The sequence below is a fragment of the Dactylosporangium sp. McL0621 genome (assembly GCF_049995355.1).
Lineage (GTDB): Bacteria > Actinomycetota > Actinomycetes > Mycobacteriales > Micromonosporaceae > Dactylosporangium.
In genome coordinates this window covers 4072106-4089563 of sequence record NZ_CP188259.1, presented here as the reverse complement: position 1 = coordinate 4089563, position 17458 = coordinate 4072106, and the positions used below count along the sequence as shown (strand labels likewise).

Genomic DNA, 17458 nt, shown 5'->3' with positions numbered 1-17458 from the left:
TTTGGGCGTCCGACCGTGTCCGAGATCCGGGGCGCTTTTTCATGCGGGCGGCCACGATGCCACCATGGACAGACATCGCCTCGCCCTCGGGCCCGCGTGCGTGCTGGCGTCCGCCGCCGCGCTCGTCGCCACCCCGGCCCCCGCGTCCGCCGACCCCGTGCCCACGTGTGCCGCCCAGGTGATCCCGTTCGCGCCCGGATTCCAGACCTTCGTGACCGTCAACAACACCACCGCCGCCCCGCTCACCGGCTGGCGGATCACGTTCCAGCTGGCCGGAACGGCGACGATCACCAGCTCCTTCGGGGGGAGCATCGCGCGCGCCGGCTCGGCGGGCACGATCACGCCGGCGGTGTACTTCGCGACGCTGCGGCCCGGCGGTCAGGCGAACGTGGGGTTCGGCGGATCGGCTGTACCTTTCACGCCGCCCATGGGCTTCGCGCTCAACGGTCTGCCCTGCGCGGCGGCGGGCTGGTAGCTCCGCCGGCCGAGGCCGGATAGCCTCCCCGGCATCGGCGGGCGGTCCTCGACATCGGCGGCCGCCGGGTCGAGCCTCGATCCGGCGGCCGGCATCGCGACGCTCGCCGACCTCGGCCGGGCCCTGCGCGACCTGCGCCGGCGCCACGCCCGGGACGGCGGGGGCGGCGAGCTCACCTACCGCCAGCTCGCCGCCGCGACCGGATGGTCCCGCGGCGTGATCGGCGGGTACCTCGCGGGCCAGGTCCTCCCGCCGACCGACCGGTTCGACGCCCTCGTACGGCTGCTCGGCGCGACGCCCGCCGAGCAGGGCGCGCTCGCCACGGCCCGGGACCGGGTCGCGGACGCGCGCCGCCAGGGCGGACCGGCCTGGGTGGCCGTACCGCGGCAGCTCCCCCTCGACAGCGCCGGCTTCACCGGCCGCGAACAACAGCTCGCCGACCTCGCCGGCACGCCCGACGGCACCGTCGCGCTCGTCGTCGGCACCGCGGGGGTCGGCAAGACCGCGCTCGCCGTGCGGTGGGCGCACCGGGCCGCCGCCCGCTTCCCCGACGGCCAGCTCCACGCCGACCTGCGCGGGTACGACCCCCGCCGGCCCGTCGCGGCGGCCGACGCCCTCGCCGGCTTCCTGCGCGCGCTCGGCGTCGACGGCGCCGGCATCCCCCGGGCGGTGGCGGAGCGGGCCGCGCTGTACCGCAGCCTCGTCGCCGGCCGCCGCGTGCTCGTGCTGCTGGACAACGCGTTCGGCGCCGACCACGTACGCCCGCTGCTGCCCGGCGCCGCGTCCTGCCTCACGGTGATCACCAGCCGCGACGACCTGGCCGGCCTGGTCGTCCGCGAGGGCGCCCGCCGGATTCCGGCTCGACCCGCTGGGCGAGGCCGACGCGGCGCGGCTCCTGCGGGCGCTGCTGGGCGAGCGGGTCGACACCGAACCGGCGGCCGCCGCCGCGCTCGCGCGCCGGTGTGCGGGCCTGCCGCTGGCGCTGCGCATCGCCGCCGACTTCGCGGCCGGCCACGAGGGGCTGCGCCTGCACGACGTGGTGGCCGACTTCGACGGCGCCGCCCTGGACCGCCTGGACGTGGGCGACCCGCGCAGCGCGGTGCGGGCCGTGTTCTCCTGGTCGTACCGTCACCTCGGCCCGGCCGCCCAGCGACTCTTCGCACTCCTGGGCGTGCACCCCGGCACCGACCTGGACGGCCCGGCCATCGCGGCCCTCGCGGAGCCGCGGGACGCCCTCGCCGAGCTGGTCCGCGCGCACCTGGTGGCCCGGATCGGCCCGGACCGGTACGGCCAGCACGACCTCCTGCGCGCCTACGCCGCCGAGTCCGCGCACACCGCCCTCTCCCCCGACGAGCACCGGGCCGCCCTCGTCCGCCTGCTCGACCATCACGTCGGCGCCGCGTCGGCCGCCGCGGCCGCCCTGTTCCCGCACGACCGGCCGGGCGTGCGGCCCGCTCCCGGCGGTACCGAAGCCGCGCGTTTCGCCTTGGACCGGGAGCGGGACAACCTGGTGGCCCTGGCCGGGCACGCCGCCCGCCACGGCCTCGCCGCGCACGTCGTCGAAATTTCCGAAGCCCTGTGGCGGTACTTCGAGGTCGGCGGCCACGCCCGCGAGGCGCTCGCGGTGCACGGCGCCGCCGCGCGGGCGGCCCTGCGCGCGGTGCCGCCCTCGCCGCCGGAGCGGGTCGCCCGGGCGCTCGCCAACCTCGGCGGGACGTACTGGTGGCTGGGCGAGCACGCCCGCGCCCGGCACCTGTTCGAGCGGTCCCTGGTCTGGCACGAGCGCGGCGGGGATCGCGCCGGACGGGCGCGGGCGCTGGCCCGGCTGGGCCTGGCCCACGAGCGGCTCGGCGACTACCCGCAGGCCCGGGCCGGCCTGATCCGGGCCCTCGCCGCGTACCGCGCCCTCGCCGACCGCCACGGCGAGGGCTCCCAGCTGCTCAACCTCGGCGGCCTGCAGCGGCGCCTCGGCCGGTACGGCCCGGCCCGGCGGCACCTGCGGCGGGCGGCGGCCCTGTTCGCGGAGCTGGGCGACGCCCGGCTGGAGGGCTACGCGCTGGGCAACCTCGGCGTGCTCGAGAGCCTGGTCGGCCGGCACGAGGACGCGCTCGAGCAGCTGCGGCGGGCGCTGGCGGCCTGCCGCTCGTGCCGCGACCGGGGCGGCGAGGGCAGCGCGCTCGCCGCCCTCGGCGCCGCCCAGCTGCGGCGGGGCCGCCCGGCGGAGGCGCTCGACCCGCTCGACCGGGCGCTGGCGATCAGCCGCGAGACCGGCGAGCGCGGCCTGCGCATCGAGGCCCTGAACGGACTCGGCGCGACCCTGCACGCGCTGGGCCGGGCCGGCGCCGCCGCGGACCGGTACCGCGCCGCGCTCGACCTGGCCCGGCGCGCGGGCGACCCGCACGAGGCCGCCCGCGCCCTGGCCGGCCTCACCGAGCTCGGCCGCCGGTAGTAGGCGAGCCGATCAGAACTCGGCCTCGAGCGTCGCCAGCCGGTGGCCGAGCGGCGGGGCCGGCAGCAGATCCGGGCTCTTGTACGCGGGCCGCACCTCCGGGAACCGGTCGAGCAGGATGCGGAAGCACTCGTCGGTCTCCATCCGGGCCAGCGCGGCGCCCAGGCAGTAGAAGGTGCCCATCCCGAAGGCCGTGTGCCGGTTGGGCTTGCGCGTGATGTCGAAGCGGTCCGGCTGCTCGAACACGTCGGGGTCGCGGTTGCCGGCCAGCATCGCCAGGTAGAACTGGCTACCGGCGGGGAACGGATGCCCGGCGACCTCGACCGGCTCGGTGCTGACCCGCACGATGACCCCGGCCGGCCCGTCACAGCGCAGCATCTCCTCGACGGCCGAGGGGGTGAGCCCGGGGTCGGACCGGAGCAGCGCGAGCTGGTCCGGGTTGTCGAAGAGCAGCAGCAGCCCGTTGGCGATCAGGCCCGCGGTCGTCTCGTGCCCGGCGAAGAGCAGCAGCACACAGTTGGCGACGATCTCGTCCTCGGTCACGGTGCCGTCCCGCTCCGCGGCGGCGAACATGCTCAGAATGTCCTCGCGGGGCTCCCGGCGACGCTCATCCACCAGTACCCGCAGATAGTCCTGCATCTCCAGCACGCTGCGCTGGGCCTGCCGCAGCATGGCCATGTCCGCGATCTGGAAGACCGCGAGAATGTCGCGGGACCACGCCTGCAGCTTCTCGCGCTCGCTCGTCGGCATGCCCAGGATCTCGGCGATGACGTTGGCCGGCAGCGGATAGGCGAGGTCCTTGACGACGTCCATCCGCCCGTGCGGAGCGACCGCGTCGAGCAGCTCGTGCGTGATCTCACGGACCCGCGGGCGCAGCGCGTTGACGGTGGCGGGCGTGAAGTACCGCTTCAGCAGTTGCTGGAACCGGACGTGGTCCGCGGGAACGGTGTGGCCCATCCACATCGCGATGGAACGCCGCAACGGCAGCAGCTCCTCCTGCTCCGTCTCGCTCAGCCGCTCCAGGCCCCGGCCCAGGTTAGCCGTGTCCAGCCGACGGTCCTTCAGCACCGAGACGATGTCGGCGTGGCGCGTCAGCAGATACGCGTCGAGCTGGGGAATCCAGCTGACCGGGCTCTCGTCGCGGATCCGGTGCAGCAGCGTCATCGGATCGGCCATCGCCTCGGGCGTGAAGATGTCGTACGACCGAAGTGCTCCGCTCACATCTGTCATAGCCCGATCCTTGCCAACAAATCGTCTGACGGCTATGTCCGCGGCGGCGTCCGATTTGGCGGTTGGTGCGCATACCGCTCATGCGAGGGCCGGCCCCGGCCACAGGGCACCGCGAGCCAGGGCCGGCCGGTTCCCGGTCAGACGTCGGCGCGGGCGGCGGACGGCGCCGCCGGTACCGCCCCGGACGGCTTGCCGCGCATCTTCATCGGTTCCCCCTCGCGGCCGCCCGCAGCGGCCTCTCGCACCGGTACACGGTCCAACCCGTTCCGCGGGAAGGAACGGCTTGCGAACCACTGCCGAAACCCGTCGTTCGGCGATTGGCTCGCCCGGGCCCAGCACACCGCAAGTCGTCTGGCCACTCGCGGCGTCCGGCGCGGGGAACGGGCTGCCGCTGGCCGGCGAGGTCTGGACCGGCCTACGGCCGATCAGCGCTCGCCGCTGAGGGTCCCGCCGCGGGCCGCCGGACTCAGAACGTGCGCGTGAGCCGCCGCACGGTGAAGTGAATGCGCGCCTCACCGGCGAGCGTGCGCGCGGCCACGCCGGCCAGCGAGCCGACAAGCCACACGCAGGGCACGAGCACCATCCCGGCCATGATCGACAACACCACATCGGCTCCTTCCACGGGTCTACATCGTCGCTCCGCCGGGTGACCCTACCGGGTGCGCGCACGTTGCCGTCGCGGTGCAAAAAAAACTTGGCCGTGGGGTAGCCATTTCGCGCCGGTCGGCGCGTTCCTTGAGCGTGACGTTCGAGGAGTTCGTGGCCGCGCGGCTGAGTGCGCTCGTGCGCTATGCCACGGTCGTCACCTGGGACCCCGACCTCGCCGAGGACATCGTGCAGAACGTGCTCGTCCGCGCCCAGCCGCGGTGGGCGCGCATCGGGCGGTTGGAGGCGCCGGAGCGGTACGTGCACCGCATGGTCGTCACCGAGTTCCTCACGTGGCGCCGGCGGCGAAGGGCGCGGCTGCTGCACGCCGGGGAGAGTCTCGAGGGGCTCGTCGCGCCGCAGGACGATCCGACCGGGCGGTACGACGAGCGCGACGCGGTCATCCGGGTCGTGGGTACCCTGCCGCCGCGCCAGCGGGTCGTGATCGCGCTGCGCTTCTACGAGGACCAGACCGTCGAGTCGATCGCCGAGGTGCTCGGCTGCCGGGTCAGCACCGTGCGTACCCACCTCGGCCGCGCGCTGACCACGCTGCGGGCCGCGCTGCCCGCCGCGCTCACGCAGCTGGAGGAGGCGTGATGAGCGACCGGCTCGAGACGGTGCTGCGGGAGGCGCAGCGGGTGCGGGCCGCGCAGGCCCCCGACCCCGACCGGATCCGTCGGGCGCTGCCCGTCCTGGCCGCGCGCCGGGCCCGCCGGCGCCGGGCCGGGCTGGTCGCCGGGGCCGCGCTCGGGGTCGCGGTCGTCGTCGTCGCCGCGCTGCTGGTACCAGGGCGCCGGACGACGCCATTGCCGGAGCACCGGCCGGACTCGAGCCCTCCGGTCGCCGCCTCCGCGCCCGCCCCCGTGGTGCTGCCGCAGGTCACGGAGTCGTACGCGCCCGGCTGGGTGCCGTCCGGATTCCGCGAGCGCAGCCGCGGCGCCGTGTTCGACACGAACGGCGTGCGGGTCGGGCGGACCTGGCGCAAGCTGCCGTTCGGGCCCGGCGGGCGGCCCGCGGTCAGCGACCCGTTCCTGCGGGTGGTCAGCGTGCCGGAGCAGCGGTACGACGGCGGCACCCCGATCGAGGTCGGCGGGATCAACGGCTGGTACGTCGGCCCCCAGCCGGGCAACCGGACCGCCCTCGTGGGCTGGTCCCCCGCGCCGGGCCGCACGGTCATCGTGGACAGCAACGCGGTCCTGGACCGGGCGGACCTGCTCCACGTCGCCGAGTCCGTCCGTCTCGACACCGCGACCGTGCTGCGCCCGCCGCTGGCGCTGACCTGGTCCCCGGCCACGGTCGGCGTCGTCTCCTACGAGTACGGCGGCGACAGCCCGGCGGCGTGGTTCGCGTCGGTGGACCTGGAGAACCCGGTCGACATCGCCGGCTCGCTGAGCGTCACGGTCGCCCCGGGCACCGACGCCGTGGACGGCGGGGAGACCGTCCACGTGCACGGCATCCTCGGCCGTTTCGTCGTCGACGAGTCGACGACCGACCGCAACCCCAGAGAATGCGCGGTTGCACCGGTCGAAGCCGCCGGTGACCGCCGGTTGACCGTGTGCGGGCCGATCCTCGGCCCGGGCGGCCCCCGCATGGCGAAGGACGACCTGCTCCGCGCGGCGGAGACGGTCGATCCGGCCATGCGCGCGGACACGGCCTGGCTGGGTTGACGGCGGATCAGGCGGTGACGGTCACGTGCAGCCGCCACGGTACCTGCGGCGACGGGCACGGTATCGGCTGGTGCAGGCACGCGGCGTCGGAGACGGTGGACACGTCGGCCCGGCCGACGGCGGCCGCGGTGTACCGGGCGAGCAGCGCCTGCCCGGTCGGGTAGCCGCCGGTGGAGCCGGCCAGGGCGAGGACACCGGCGGGCGCGACCGTCGGCGGCCCGTACATGGCGGGCAGGCTCACCACGAGCGTGTCGCCGGTGCGCAGCGTGACGGTGCCGGCGTTGTCGGCCTGGGTGACGGTGACCGTGCGGCCCGCGGAGGGCAGAACGGTCACGTGTACCAGCCATAGCGCCACGGGCCGCGCGCACGGCGGTGTCGTGTGCAGGCACGGGTCGTCGGTCTGCGAGCTGACGTCGGCGGTTCCGGGCGCGCTCGCGCGGTACCGTGCCAAAACCGGCTGACCGCTCGGAAAACCGCCGGTGCTCGACTGCGCCGACAGCGCGGGGCCGGATGCGACCGGCGGGCGGTAGTTCGCCGGCAGGGACACGGCGAGGGTCTGCCCGACGTAGAGGGTGAGCGTGGTGCCGTTGTCGGCGACGGTCGCGGTGACGTCGGCGGAGCCCTGCGCGGCGTCGTTCGCGCAGTCCAGGACGGGCGCGGGCCCGGTGCCGGCGAGCTGCATCCCGAACGTGATGGACGCACCGGGGGCGAGGGCGCCGTTGTAGGAGGCGTTGACCGCGGTCGCCGTGGTGCCCGCCGCCGACACCGTGGCGTTCCAGGCCGAGACGACCCGCTGCCCGCTCGCCGGCGTCCAGGTGACGGTCCAGCTCGTCGCGGCCGCCGGCGCCGTGTTGACGACGGTCACCGTGACGATCTGCCCGCCGCCCCACTGCGAGTCGATGTGCGCGGTGGCGGCGCAGCCTCCGGCCGCGGCGGTCGCCCCGGAGGCGCTGCCGGCGAGCACCGGCGCGAGGGCGAGGGCGACGAGCGCCGCGGTGGCCACCGCCGTCCCGGACAGTACGCTCCGCTTCGAAACAGCCATGCCAGTCAGTCTCGACCCGGGAGCCAACGATGACCACCGATACGACGCTGGCTCGCATCGGCGAGGCGGTAGAGCTGCACCACGGCCGGCACCAGCCCGCGGCCGCCCGTGAAAGGTTCACGGAGATCTGGGCGGACATCGGCGGGGAGGACGGGGATCCGCTGCACGTCTGCGTGCTCGCGCACTCGATGGCCGACGTCCAGGACGACGTACGCGAGGAGCTGGTCTGGGATCTTCGCGCGCTCGCGGCCGTCGACCGGCTCACCGAGGACCGGGTGGCCCGGGCCGGCGTGACGCTGTCCGTGGCCGGCCTGCAGCCGTCGCTGCACCTCAACCTGGCCGACTGCTACCGCCGGCTCGGCGATCCCGGGCGCGCCCGCGAGCACCTGCGCCTCGCACGGGAGGGGATCGGCGCGCTCGGCGACGACGACTACGGACGGCTGATCAGAAACGGACTGGAGCGGCTGACGCGGCAGCTGGCCCCCGAGTGACCGGGGCGGGCCGGGAGCCGTGGCCCCCGGCCCGCCGCGGGGTCAGCAGAAGTAGCCGTCGATCACGTAGCCGTACCGGTTCAGGATCGGCGAGAAGCCGTACAGCATGTTGTTCGCCGCGTGGTACGACACCGCGAAGTGCCAGCCGTTCTCCAGGTGGTCGACCGCATGGCCGTCGGGCTTGGCCTCGCTGCGCAGGTACAGGCCGTCCGCGTGGCAGATGGTCTCGGTGACGCCGTCGTGGCCGCCCGCGGCCGCGGCCGGGGTCGTGGTCGCTCCCAGGGCCAGCGCGGTCGCGACGACGGCGCCGGCGATCAGACGTGTACGCATCGGGTTCTCCTCAGCTCATGCAGTTCAGCTGCATCCAGCCCCAGTCGTTCGGGCCGAAGTCCTGGGTGTAGCCCCAGCCGTTGTTCTCGGCCTGGGCGCCGTGGGTGTGGCCGACGTCGTTGCCGTAGTACAGCGTCCGGACCAGGTCGAACGGGCCCGAGCCGACCGCGTAGTGGGCGTAGAAGCTCGCCGACTGGCAGATCACGGAGTGGTGCTCGGGCGGGGTGGCCGCGCCGGCGGGGGTGGCGGCCGCCGCGACCAGCGCGACGGCGGTGCCGACGGCGGCGATGGTCCTCTTCATGTCCGGTCTCCGATCAGTCGTTGTCGTTGAACAGTCGAGCGGGCCGGGTCACGCACCCGATCGGCACGAAGCCCCAGCCCAGGCCGGCGTCGCGCACGACTGCGGCGGCGCCGTCGTCGGTGGTGAAGCGGTACCGCACGCTCGCCCCGATCGGCGCGGCGGCCGGGTTCGCCCAGTGCCCGCCGTTGGCGCCGAAGTCGCTGCCGTGGAAGTAGTTGTAGTAGAGGGTGCAGCCGGTGACGGCGGGCACGGCGGTCCCGTCCGTGGCGTCGTGCGCCGGGGCGTTGTAGTCGCGCCCGACCGTGCGGCGGTGCGACAGCGCGTCGCTCGTGGCCGCCGAGCAGGTGTCGGCGACGTCACCGCGGGCCGCGCCCAGAGATCCGGGCAGGACCCAGCCGCACATGTTCACGGCCGTGACCGCCCGGCCGTAGTGCCAGTTGCCCGCGGTGGTGACCTCGTCGTCGAAGGTGTCCCCAGGCATCGCGCGGCCGATGTAGTACCCGCTGGGCTTGTTCACGATCCAGCTGCCGCCCCCGGCGATCGGTGCGCCGGTGCTCGGCGACGGCGCGGTCTGAATCGCGTGCGTGTGGCCGGCGTGGGCCGGCTCGGCGCCGAGGAGCACGGCCGCCGCCGCGGCCCCGGCGGCCGTCACAACCATCCGTCTGTCCATGTCTCGTTGGTATGCCGGCGCGCGGCCGTTCGGCTAGGCTGGCGGACGAACCCGGATAGACCCGAATGGATTCGACGGAGTGTTCGGATGGTTTCGGACGGCGCCGCCACCTCGGACGTTGTGGAATTCCTGGCCGATCTGCGGGCGCTGCGGGCCGAGGCCGGCGCGCCCAGCTACACCGCCCTGGCCCGTGGCTCGGGGCTGCCGCGCAGCACCCTGCACGACGCCCTGACCGGCGCCCGGCTGCCGAGCCGGGAGGTGACGCTCGGCCTGGTCCGGGCGTGCGGCGGCGACCCGGACGCCTGGCAGCGGCGCTGGACGGCGGTCCGCACCGACCTGGACGAGCCGACGCCCACGCCCCCGGCCGCGCCACCCCCGCCGCCGTCGCACCGGCTGCGTGTCGCCGTGGTCGCGGCCGCGCTCGTCGTGGCCGCGGCGCTGGCCGGCGGCTGGGCGCTGTGGCACGACGGCGACTGCACCGGCACGCGCGTCTACCGCGTGGACGAGGCGGGCGCGGTCCTCGACGGCGACGAGCACCCGATCGGCCGGGTCAGCGCGGGCGACACGGTCCGCGTCCGCAGCCTCGCGCACGACAGATTTCCGCATCGGTACCGGGGGACGGTCGACGCCTCCGGCACGACCGGCTACCTCGACGAGGCCAAACTGACGTTCGTGCGCACGACCTGCTGAGTCAGCGCACGCTGCCCGCCTCGATCCGCCGGCTGTCGGAGCCGCCGCCGAGACCGTCGCCCTCGGCCGCTGCTGGCACGCCGGCGGTGCCGCGGACGCGATCGGCCAGGTGCTCGTGCGCGACTCGACGCTGGGCGGGCACGTCCGCCAGGCTGGCGCGTGGCAGGACATGAGCGGGTTCTTCTGGAAGACGTGCCGCTTCTCGGAGTACAACAGCACCGGAGCCGGCGCCACCCAGGGCACCAGCGACCGGCCGCAGCTGGGCGCCTCGACCGCCGCGTCCTACACGGCCCAGAACTACCTGCTCGGAAGGCCAAGCAGCTGCTCGCGATCGTACGCAAGCGGGTCTGACTAATCCTCCAGCCGGGCGGCCGAGAGCCGGGGGTCGGGCTCGCCCTCCTCGTTGAGGCCGTCGAACACCTCGGCGCGGTACTCGCGGCCCGCGTCGTCGTACAGCGTCACCCCGAACGGCTTCTGCAGCCCCTGCTCCCGGATCTCGGCCAGGCTGCGCGGATGGCGCAGCCAGACCCGGCCCAGCTCGTCGCGGTCCGACATGTCGGCCCAGACCCGCGGGAAGGCGTCGTTGCGCACGAAGACCTCGAAGCCGTCGGGCCCGTCGATGGTGATCCGGCCGCAGTTGGGGCACCGGAACAGGTCCTGCGAGACGTACAGCGGGTCCCCGCCGTCGGTCGTGAACAGGGCCGCCCACGGTACGAGCCGGTGGTGCGCATCGCTGAAGTCCCGCAGGACGTGGCCGCATCGGCAGATGAATCCGCTCCCCATGCTACGGAATGATCCACCCTTCGCACTCGAAGTCCATGCCCGCCCGGGGTACCCGTGCGGTCTTCGGGTCGATCTCCCCCCAGGCGCCGGACAGCTTGACCTCGTCGTTGCCCACCGGCGGGGCCACGCCGGCCGGCTTGTAGGTCTGGATGCTCAGCTCCGCCTCCGGATCGGTGAAATCGACGGTGGCGTCGAGCCACTCATCGTTCTTCATGTTCAGGAACCGCACCGACTTGATCGACGAACCTTGCCGCTTGAGCTCGTCGATCGTGGCCTGGGCCTTGGCGTGGGCGTCCTCCTCGCCCTCCCGGGACCACACGACCACGTGGTCGGCCTGCTTGTCCTTGCCGATGAGGTCACCCGCCTTGCCCATGATGTAGCTGGCCCGGCCTCGGGCGTCCGTGGTCACCTTGGGCTCGTAGATGTCGACGGTCTCGACGTCGACGATCTCGCCGTCCATCCACGTGACCCGGAGCAGATCGGGCTTGCGGTTGTCGTTGTTCCGCACGACCGGGATGTACTGGGTGCCGCTGCGGGTCTCCGCGTTGTACCCGTGGCCGGTGTCGCGCAGGTCCTTGTTCAGGAAGCGCATCGCCTCGGCCTCGTCCGCCGACTGGGCCCGGTCGTTGATCCAGTAGGTCTGGCCGTCCTTCGTCGTGAGCGGACGGTCGTGGCTGTGGCCGGGGTTGGGGTCGCCGAGGACGCCCGCGGGGGGCGGAGTTTCGCCGGGGGTCTTGTCGCTGCCCGGGCCGTAATACTGGTAGTCGAAGCGGAGGCCGGTCGGGTCCGAGCCGTTGACGGGGTCGTCGGCGGCGTAGGTGTAGCCGCCGATCTGGCTGACATCCGCCGTCTCCAGCACCGGGTCGCGCTGCAGGAAGTGCCCGGCACCGGGGTCGTAGGCGCGGGCGCCCAGCAGGTCGAGCCCGGTCGCCGGGTCCTGCGGCCGGCCGACGAACGCCCGGCCGTCGACCCACGACGGCGCGGCCGCACCGCGCGGCGCGCCGAACGGGGTGAAGCCGCGCCGGGCCTCGGCCTGACCGGCGCCCGCGGCGATGGTCAGGGTGTGGGTGCCCTGGCCGTTGCCGAACTTGTAGACCAGGCTCCCCGCTGACGAGCGCACCACGGTCGGGCCGCCCGGGATCTGGTAGTACCGCACGCCGCTGACCGCCGCCGCGCCGACGTCGAGCGTGAGCTCCTCGTCGCCGAGGTACAGCGTGACCTTCGCCGCGCCGCCGGTGGTGTCGCGCTGCAGCAGCAGGTTGCCGTCGGCGTCGTAGCGGTAGGTCGCGCTCTTGCCGGCGGCGCTGTCGGTGACCGAGGCGGTCAGGTTCTGCGGGTTGTAGGTGATGGTCTGGTTGGGGCCGCCGGCCATGGTCCGGGTGACGGTGTTGCCGGTGTTGTCGTACACGTAGTGGTCGGTGCCGGCGCCACCAGGCCCGGCGTTGATGGTCGACTGGACGGCGTCGGGCTGGCCGGAGTCACCCGTCGAGCCGGTGTAGGTGCTCGTCCGGACGTTGTCGTGGGCCGCGTTGCCGTCGAGCGCGTGGCTCACCAGGCTGGTGCGGTTGCCGGCGGCGTTGTAGGTGTACGTCTCCCAGTACTTCGCCGGTCCGCCGAGCGTCGCGGCCGACGGCACGGTGGTGTTGCAACCGCCGATGTTCGGCACCGACGGGCTCGCCGCGGCATGCGCGCCGGCGCTGTCGGTCCAGGCCTCGCCGAGTTGCCCGAGCGGCGTGTAGGCGAAGCACTGCAGATCGGTCGGGCCGCCGTCCTGCACGTCGCGGCTGGCGGTGAGGCGCCCCGCCGGGTTGTAGAAGTTGACGATGTCGTCGACGTGGGTCGAGCCCGTCTGCTTGTCGATGAACTGCTCGGTGACGCGGCCGGTCGCGCGGTCGTAATGCGTGGTCTGCACGACCTGGTTCGGCATGTCGCCGAGGGTGACCGTCGTCAGGTTGCCGTACGGGTCGGCGATGTCGGAGGTCAGGTAGTCGGCGGCGCCGGCCACGACGGTCGGCACGCCGTTCTGGTTGTACTGCCTGGTGACCGTCTCGGCCGGCAGCCCGCCGTCCGCGTTGTACGTCGTCGTGGCCGTCGCGCCGGTGATCGGCTTGTACGCCGTGGCCGTGGAGTAGGTGCCGGCCAGCAGGTTCTCGTCGGCGGGGGCGCCGTGCAGCGCGTCCGGGATCGTCACGGATGCGCCGGTCACGGCGCCGCGGTTGGTGTACCCGGTGATCGTCCGGACATAGGCGGCGCCGTCCACGTAGGCGGTCGACGTGGCCAGGCTGCCCTTGCCGCCCGGTGCCGTGTCGTACGTCCACGCGGCGACCGGCTTGCCCCCGCCGGTCTCGGAGGTCTTGCGGCCGAGCTTGTCGTAGACCCACTCGACGGTCTGCGGGCGGGAATCGGTCGACGACAGCAGGTCGCCGGCCGGGCTGTACGACGTCGTGGTCGTGCCTGAGTCCGGGTCCTTGGCCGTCTTCACGTAGCCGTGCAGGTCGTAGGTGTAGCTCCAGACCTGGCCGCCCGGGCCGGTGACCGTCGCCTGCTTGCCGTTGGGCAGGTAGGTGTAGGCGATGGCCGAGGCGTGGGCGGGGTCGCCGTCCGGCGTGGCCCTGGTGTAGTGCCACAGGGCGGTGACCCGGCCGCGAGCGTCGGTGAACTGGCTCGTCGGCGTGCCGCCGGCCGGCGGGATGACGTCGGTGCGGTCGGCCCCCGGGTAGGCCGTCGTGGTGGTCCACTGCGGCTGGCCGAGGGAGTACAGCGTCACGCCCGTGGGCCGGCCCTGCCCGTCGTACGCGGTGACCTGCTCGCCGGGCACCGAGGCGTCCGCGGCGGGGTACAGGCTGGAGCTGGGGAATGCCGTGACGTCGTAGGCGTCCGTCTTCTTCGTGGTCCAGCCGTGCGAGTCGTAGAAGGTGTCGGCGACGAGCGAACCGTTGTGGCCGTCGAGCGCGACGCTCTGACTCTGGCGTACCCGGCCGAGTCCGTCATAGATGGTGTACGCCCACGCGTAGGTCGAGTCGTCGCGCAGCGACCGGGTCGAGGACCACGACGGGCCGGCCGTGCCGTTCACGGTATACGCGTAGACGATGCTCGCGGACTGGGTGGTCGCCCGGCCCGGCAGCCACACGCCGGTGAGCCGGCCCAGCCCGTCGTAGGCCTCCGAGACCGCGTTGCCGTTCGGGTCCACGGTCTTCGTCGGCAGCTGCCGGGCCTGATCCACCGTCGTGGTGGTGGCCTGCCCGTAGGTGACGTCGGTGGTGGTGACCGTCGTCGGCAGCTGCCCCGACGGCGGGGCGTAGTCGGTCCGGGTGACGAGGCCACGGCCGTCGGTGCCCAGCCCGAGCCGGCCGTAGTCGTCGAATGCACCGTCCGTCAGGGTGTTGGCGTAGACGGGGGTCGCGCCGGCGTAGTGGTCGATCTCGGCCGTCTGCGTGACGTTGCCGACCGTGGCGATCACGCCGGGCGTGGTGGTGTTGCCGTCGTAGTAGGTCAGGCGGTCCAGGACGGTGTTCGCCGCCGTGGGCGCCGGGCAGTTGCCCGTGCCGATCGGGGCGCCGCTCACCGCCACGGTCGTCCGCCGCGTCTCGTAGTTGACCATCCCGGTGTTCCGGCCGGAGCCCGGCGGGGTGGCGTAGGCGGTGGTGGAGCAGACCTCCTGGGTGCCGGCGGTGCCGGCGAGCGACACGTCACCCTGGTCGTCGGAGTGCAGGAGCAGCCCGCTGGTGGGCGAGTGGACGTTGACCGTCTGGGTGGTGCGCCAGGTGCCGTCGGCCCGCAGCGAGAGGTTCTTCGACACGCCGTTGGCGACGAAGTGGGCCGCGCTCGGCGGGAGCCCCGGCGGTGTCGTCCGGGCGTGCGTGGCGGTCTGCGCGGACCACGGCAGCCCTATCGTCTTGGCCGTGACCGTGCCGCCGGCCTGCGTGTACGTGTCGGTCTCAAGCAGCGTGCCGGAGTACTCGTTCGCGTCGACGACGGCGTCGCCGACACTGTCGGTGACGGTGACCGACTTCTGGGTGCCCCCGGTCTGGCTGTTGTAGTCGCCGTTCATGCCCCGCAGGTAGGTCGCCGATTTCTGCGTGACCGGGTCGGGCGCGGCGCCTTCCAGGGTGAGGACCTGCCCGAAGCCGCGGAACTGGTTCCACGACCGCTGGGCGTTCTTGGTTGTCACCGAGTCGTCCCGGTGCCAGGCGGCGTCGCCGACATAGGTGTAGCCGGTGACCTTGTCCACCGAGCCGGCCACCGGGTCGTGCTGGACGACCTTGGACACGACCCACTTCTGGAACCAGTCGGAGACCGGGTCCGTCTGCCCCTTGCCCTGCCAGTACTGCTGGTAGCAGAGCATGGTGTTGTTCGTCGTGGACGGCAGGCGCGAGGCGCCGGGGGTCTGGTCGCAGGCCGGGATCGTGGCGGTGCTGTTGGCGTAGGTGACGGTGACCTGTTCACCGGTCTCGGTGGTGATCTTGTCGATCCGCTGGTGGTTGTACGCCGGCCACGTGCCCGAGCCCGGCACCCGGTTGGCCATGGTCTGCGTGCCGGTGAAGACGACCGGCGGCAAAGCGGCCGCGGTCGGTGCGTTGTTCCCGGTGTGCGTGACCGAGTCGAGCCACAGCGACGGGCTCGAGCCGTCGTTGGCGTCCGGGAACGAGTGCGCCAGCGCGTAGGTGTCGACGGGCTTGTAGGTGCCGCCCTTGTTCACCAGGGTCTGGATCTGGGCCAGCTCGACCGTGGAGAAGTACGAGATGCCGGTGTTGTTGCAGGTGCCGGTGGACGGGCAGATCTGGTCGAACGGGGTGTCGGGCCAGTCCGGCGCCGTCGTCTTGGTCAGGTTGTCCACGGTGGAGCATTCGGCGGCCGTACCCTTGCACCGCTGGACCGTGCTGAACACGACCTCGGCGGCCGGGTTCGGCGTGGCCTGGCCGGCAACGTCGGAGGCCCGCCAGCCGTAGTTGATCTGCTTCAGGTAGCCGGCGCGGGTGTACGGCGTCAGGGTGCGCGCGCTGCCGCGGGCGTAGTAGTTCGTCTCGGTGCCGTAGGAGTACGTCGTGGTGTTGCCGTGCGGGTCGACGACGTAGTCGAGGTTCCACCGGTACGCCATGTTCGGCGTGAAGCTGTTGGCGCCCTGCCCCGCGTTGTAGCAGGGGTCGCCGGCCTTGGGGCAGTAGATCGGTTCCGTCCAGGCCGAGCTCGACGCCGGGTCGGCGCCGGTGCCACCCTCGGCGGCGGGCAGGTGACCGGCGCCGAAGTACAGCCGGGTGCCGTCCTGCTGCGTGACGACCCAGTACTCGCCGTTGTAGGCGCCGTTGCCGCCGCCGGTCTTCAGTTCGACCGTTGCGCCGTTGTCGGTCCCGATGTGCCACTTGTGGGACGAGTCGTCGTAGACGAGGTCGCCGGACATGCCGGCGGCGTCCAGCGAGACCTCCTGGCCGCCCCAGCCCCAGCAGGTGTCGCCGGAGCTCGCGATGTCGTCGTCCTTGCACGGCAGGTACGACCGCTCGATGTAGCCGGGGTTGTACGACCAGCCCGAACCGACCCAGTCCGACTGCGCGTTCGTCGAGGCGGTCATGCCGTCGACGGACGCGGACGAGTAGGCCAGCGTGACCTCGGGCGCCTTGCCGCCGAGCGTGGGCGGCAGGGTCACCGGATACGAGTACGAGAAGGCCCCGGTGTTGGAGGTGGACCACCCGTCCGACGGCTTCAGGCTCGTCGCCGCATAGCTGCCGGCGGAGCCGTCCGGCGCGCTCTCGGCGGCCAGGGCGACCAGACCGGCCACGGGCCGCGCCGACTCGGCGCTCATCGTCGATGCGCCGGCGCCGCCGGTGGCCGCCGGCACGGTGACCAGGGTCGTGAGCCGGCCGGTGGCCGGGTCGACGGACGTCGCAAGCGGGGTGCGGGTCTGGCACTCGACCAGCTGCGGCGTGCTGAGCGCGCACGACGGCAGCTGCACCAGGCGCAGCCGCTGCGCGTAGTTGCCGCCGAAGCGCCCCGCGAACGCGCCGGGCGAGACCTGGACCTGCACCGGGGCCGCGGCGGTGGACGCGTCGGCGCGGCGCACGCCGAGCAGCAGGCCGGACGCGACGCCGGCGGCGTCCGCCCGGTCCGGCGCGGCGACGTCGACCTGGACCACACCCGGCGCGGCGGCGTTCCCGCCGACCCAGACCGGCGCGCCGTCGACCGCGGCGGGCCGCCCGCGGTGCTGGCGCTCGTGCTGGTCGAGCGTCCGCGCCGCGACGTCCGGCGCGGCGAGCGTCACCGTCCGCGTGCCGGCGGCCGGCGGGACGAACGCCGGCGCCTGGTACTGCGGCATCTTCGGCACGCTCGTCGCCTCGACCGACTCGCCGCGCTGGTGCCCGCGCGGGACCGGCTGGGCGGTGGCCTTCGGCGTGTTCGGAGGCGTCCAGGCCCCGCCCGTCGCCGCCGGCGCCGCCACGGCGTTCGCGGCGAACGCGAGCTGCACCCCGACCACGATCGTCGCCGCGAGTACGGCGGCGCGGCGCAGCGAGTCGCGGCGCCGGCCGAACATCAACTTGAACGCGAAACCGTCCATCGCAACCCCCGCTGCCCGGATGACCGCCGACGCCCGCGTCGAGACCAGGTTCGGTGACGCGCATCGATGCCGACCAGACCGTAGACCCGCCGGCCGCCCGGGCGCCCTCCCGTTCCCCGTGACAAACCTCACGCGGCG

General features: G+C 73.7%; 15 protein-coding genes. 6 read left to right on the top strand and 9 right to left on the bottom strand.

Features of this window, described 5'->3' with window-relative positions; translation table 11 throughout:
* Positions 1-64 precede the first annotated feature (64 nt).
* Together ACPPVO_RS19370 and ACPPVO_RS19365 are read left to right on the top strand one after the other, a co-directional pair.
* Complete coding sequence (locus ACPPVO_RS19370; RefSeq protein ID WP_426512598.1) at positions 65-475, top strand: cellulose binding domain-containing protein; 411 nt, start codon at positions 65-67, stop codon at positions 473-475.
* A gap of 1036 nt (positions 476-1511) precedes the next feature.
* Positions 1512-2924, top strand: a complete 1413-nt coding sequence (locus ACPPVO_RS19365) for a tetratricopeptide repeat protein (RefSeq protein ID WP_426512597.1) — start codon at positions 1512-1514, stop codon at positions 2922-2924.
* Positions 2925-2936: 12 nt separating this feature from the next.
* On the opposite strand, the gene ACPPVO_RS19360 is transcribed toward ACPPVO_RS19365, so the two are convergent.
* Both ACPPVO_RS19360 and ACPPVO_RS19355 read right to left on the bottom strand, forming a co-directional pair.
* Complete coding sequence (locus ACPPVO_RS19360; protein WP_426512596.1) at positions 2937-4154, bottom strand: cytochrome P450; 1218 nt, start codon at positions 4152-4154, stop codon at positions 2937-2939.
* 466 nt (positions 4155-4620) lie between these two features.
* Positions 4621-4761, bottom strand: coding sequence for a hypothetical protein (locus ACPPVO_RS19355; RefSeq protein ID WP_426512595.1), 141 nt, complete (start codon positions 4759-4761; stop codon positions 4621-4623).
* Between the two features lie 134 nt (positions 4762-4895).
* Here ACPPVO_RS19355 and ACPPVO_RS19350 point away from each other — a divergent pair, with 134 nt between their 5' ends.
* Both ACPPVO_RS19350 and ACPPVO_RS19345 read left to right on the top strand, forming a co-directional pair.
* On the top strand, positions 4896-5396 hold the full coding sequence (locus tag ACPPVO_RS19350; protein WP_426512594.1) for a SigE family RNA polymerase sigma factor: 501 nt from the start codon (positions 4896-4898) through the stop codon (positions 5394-5396).
* Positions 5396-6466, top strand: a complete 1071-nt coding sequence (locus ACPPVO_RS19345) for a hypothetical protein (RefSeq protein WP_426512593.1) — start codon at positions 5396-5398, stop codon at positions 6464-6466. Before ACPPVO_RS19350 ends, ACPPVO_RS19345 begins: the two co-directional genes overlap by 1 nt.
* Positions 6467-6473: 7 nt before the next feature.
* On the opposite strand, the gene ACPPVO_RS19340 is transcribed toward ACPPVO_RS19345, so the two are convergent.
* Positions 6474-7508, bottom strand: coding sequence for a cellulose binding domain-containing protein (locus ACPPVO_RS19340; RefSeq protein ID WP_426512592.1), 1035 nt, complete (start codon positions 7506-7508; stop codon positions 6474-6476).
* Between the two features lie 29 nt (positions 7509-7537).
* On the opposite strand from ACPPVO_RS19340, the gene ACPPVO_RS19335 reads away from it, so the two are divergent.
* The gene (locus ACPPVO_RS19335; RefSeq protein WP_426512591.1) at positions 7538-7999 is read left to right on the top strand and encodes a hypothetical protein; all 462 of its coding nucleotides are present in this window, start codon (positions 7538-7540) and stop codon (positions 7997-7999) included.
* A 42-nt stretch (positions 8000-8041) separates the two neighbouring features.
* Here the strand turns inward: ACPPVO_RS19335 and ACPPVO_RS19330 are convergent, their stop codons facing one another.
* Genes ACPPVO_RS19330 through ACPPVO_RS19320 form a run of 3 tightly spaced genes read right to left on the bottom strand, consistent with a single transcriptional unit; the run spans position 8042 to position 9300 of the window.
* The gene (locus tag ACPPVO_RS19330) at positions 8042-8329 is read right to left on the bottom strand and encodes a hypothetical protein (protein WP_426512590.1); all 288 of its coding nucleotides are present in this window, start codon (positions 8327-8329) and stop codon (positions 8042-8044) included.
* Positions 8330-8339: 10 nt separating this feature from the next.
* A complete protein-coding gene (locus tag ACPPVO_RS19325; protein WP_426512589.1) occupies positions 8340-8630 on the bottom strand; it encodes a hypothetical protein in 291 nt (96 codons plus the stop codon).
* Between the two features lie 13 nt (positions 8631-8643).
* A complete protein-coding gene (locus ACPPVO_RS19320) occupies positions 8644-9300 on the bottom strand; it encodes a hypothetical protein (protein ID WP_426512588.1) in 657 nt (218 codons plus the stop codon).
* An 87-nt stretch (positions 9301-9387) separates the two neighbouring features.
* Between ACPPVO_RS19320 and ACPPVO_RS19315 the strand changes: the two genes are divergently transcribed.
* A complete protein-coding gene (locus ACPPVO_RS19315) occupies positions 9388-9990 on the top strand; it encodes a helix-turn-helix domain-containing protein (protein ID WP_426512587.1) in 603 nt (200 codons plus the stop codon).
* A gap of 1 nt (position 9991) precedes the next feature.
* Here the strand turns inward: ACPPVO_RS19315 and ACPPVO_RS19310 are convergent, their stop codons facing one another.
* From ACPPVO_RS19310 to ACPPVO_RS19300, 3 genes are all read right to left on the bottom strand, one after another.
* On the bottom strand, positions 9992-10132 hold the full coding sequence (locus ACPPVO_RS19310) for a hypothetical protein (RefSeq protein ID WP_426512586.1): 141 nt from the start codon (positions 10130-10132) through the stop codon (positions 9992-9994).
* A gap of 209 nt (positions 10133-10341) precedes the next feature.
* Positions 10342-10773 carry a hypothetical protein gene (locus ACPPVO_RS19305; protein ID WP_426512585.1) on the bottom strand — a complete coding sequence of 144 codons (432 nt, stop codon included), beginning with the start codon at positions 10771-10773 and terminating at the stop codon, positions 10342-10344.
* A gap of 1 nt (position 10774) precedes the next feature.
* Positions 10775-17320, bottom strand: coding sequence for an RHS repeat-associated core domain-containing protein (locus tag ACPPVO_RS19300; RefSeq protein WP_426512584.1), 6546 nt, complete (start codon positions 17318-17320; stop codon positions 10775-10777).
* Positions 17321-17458 lie beyond the last annotated feature (138 nt).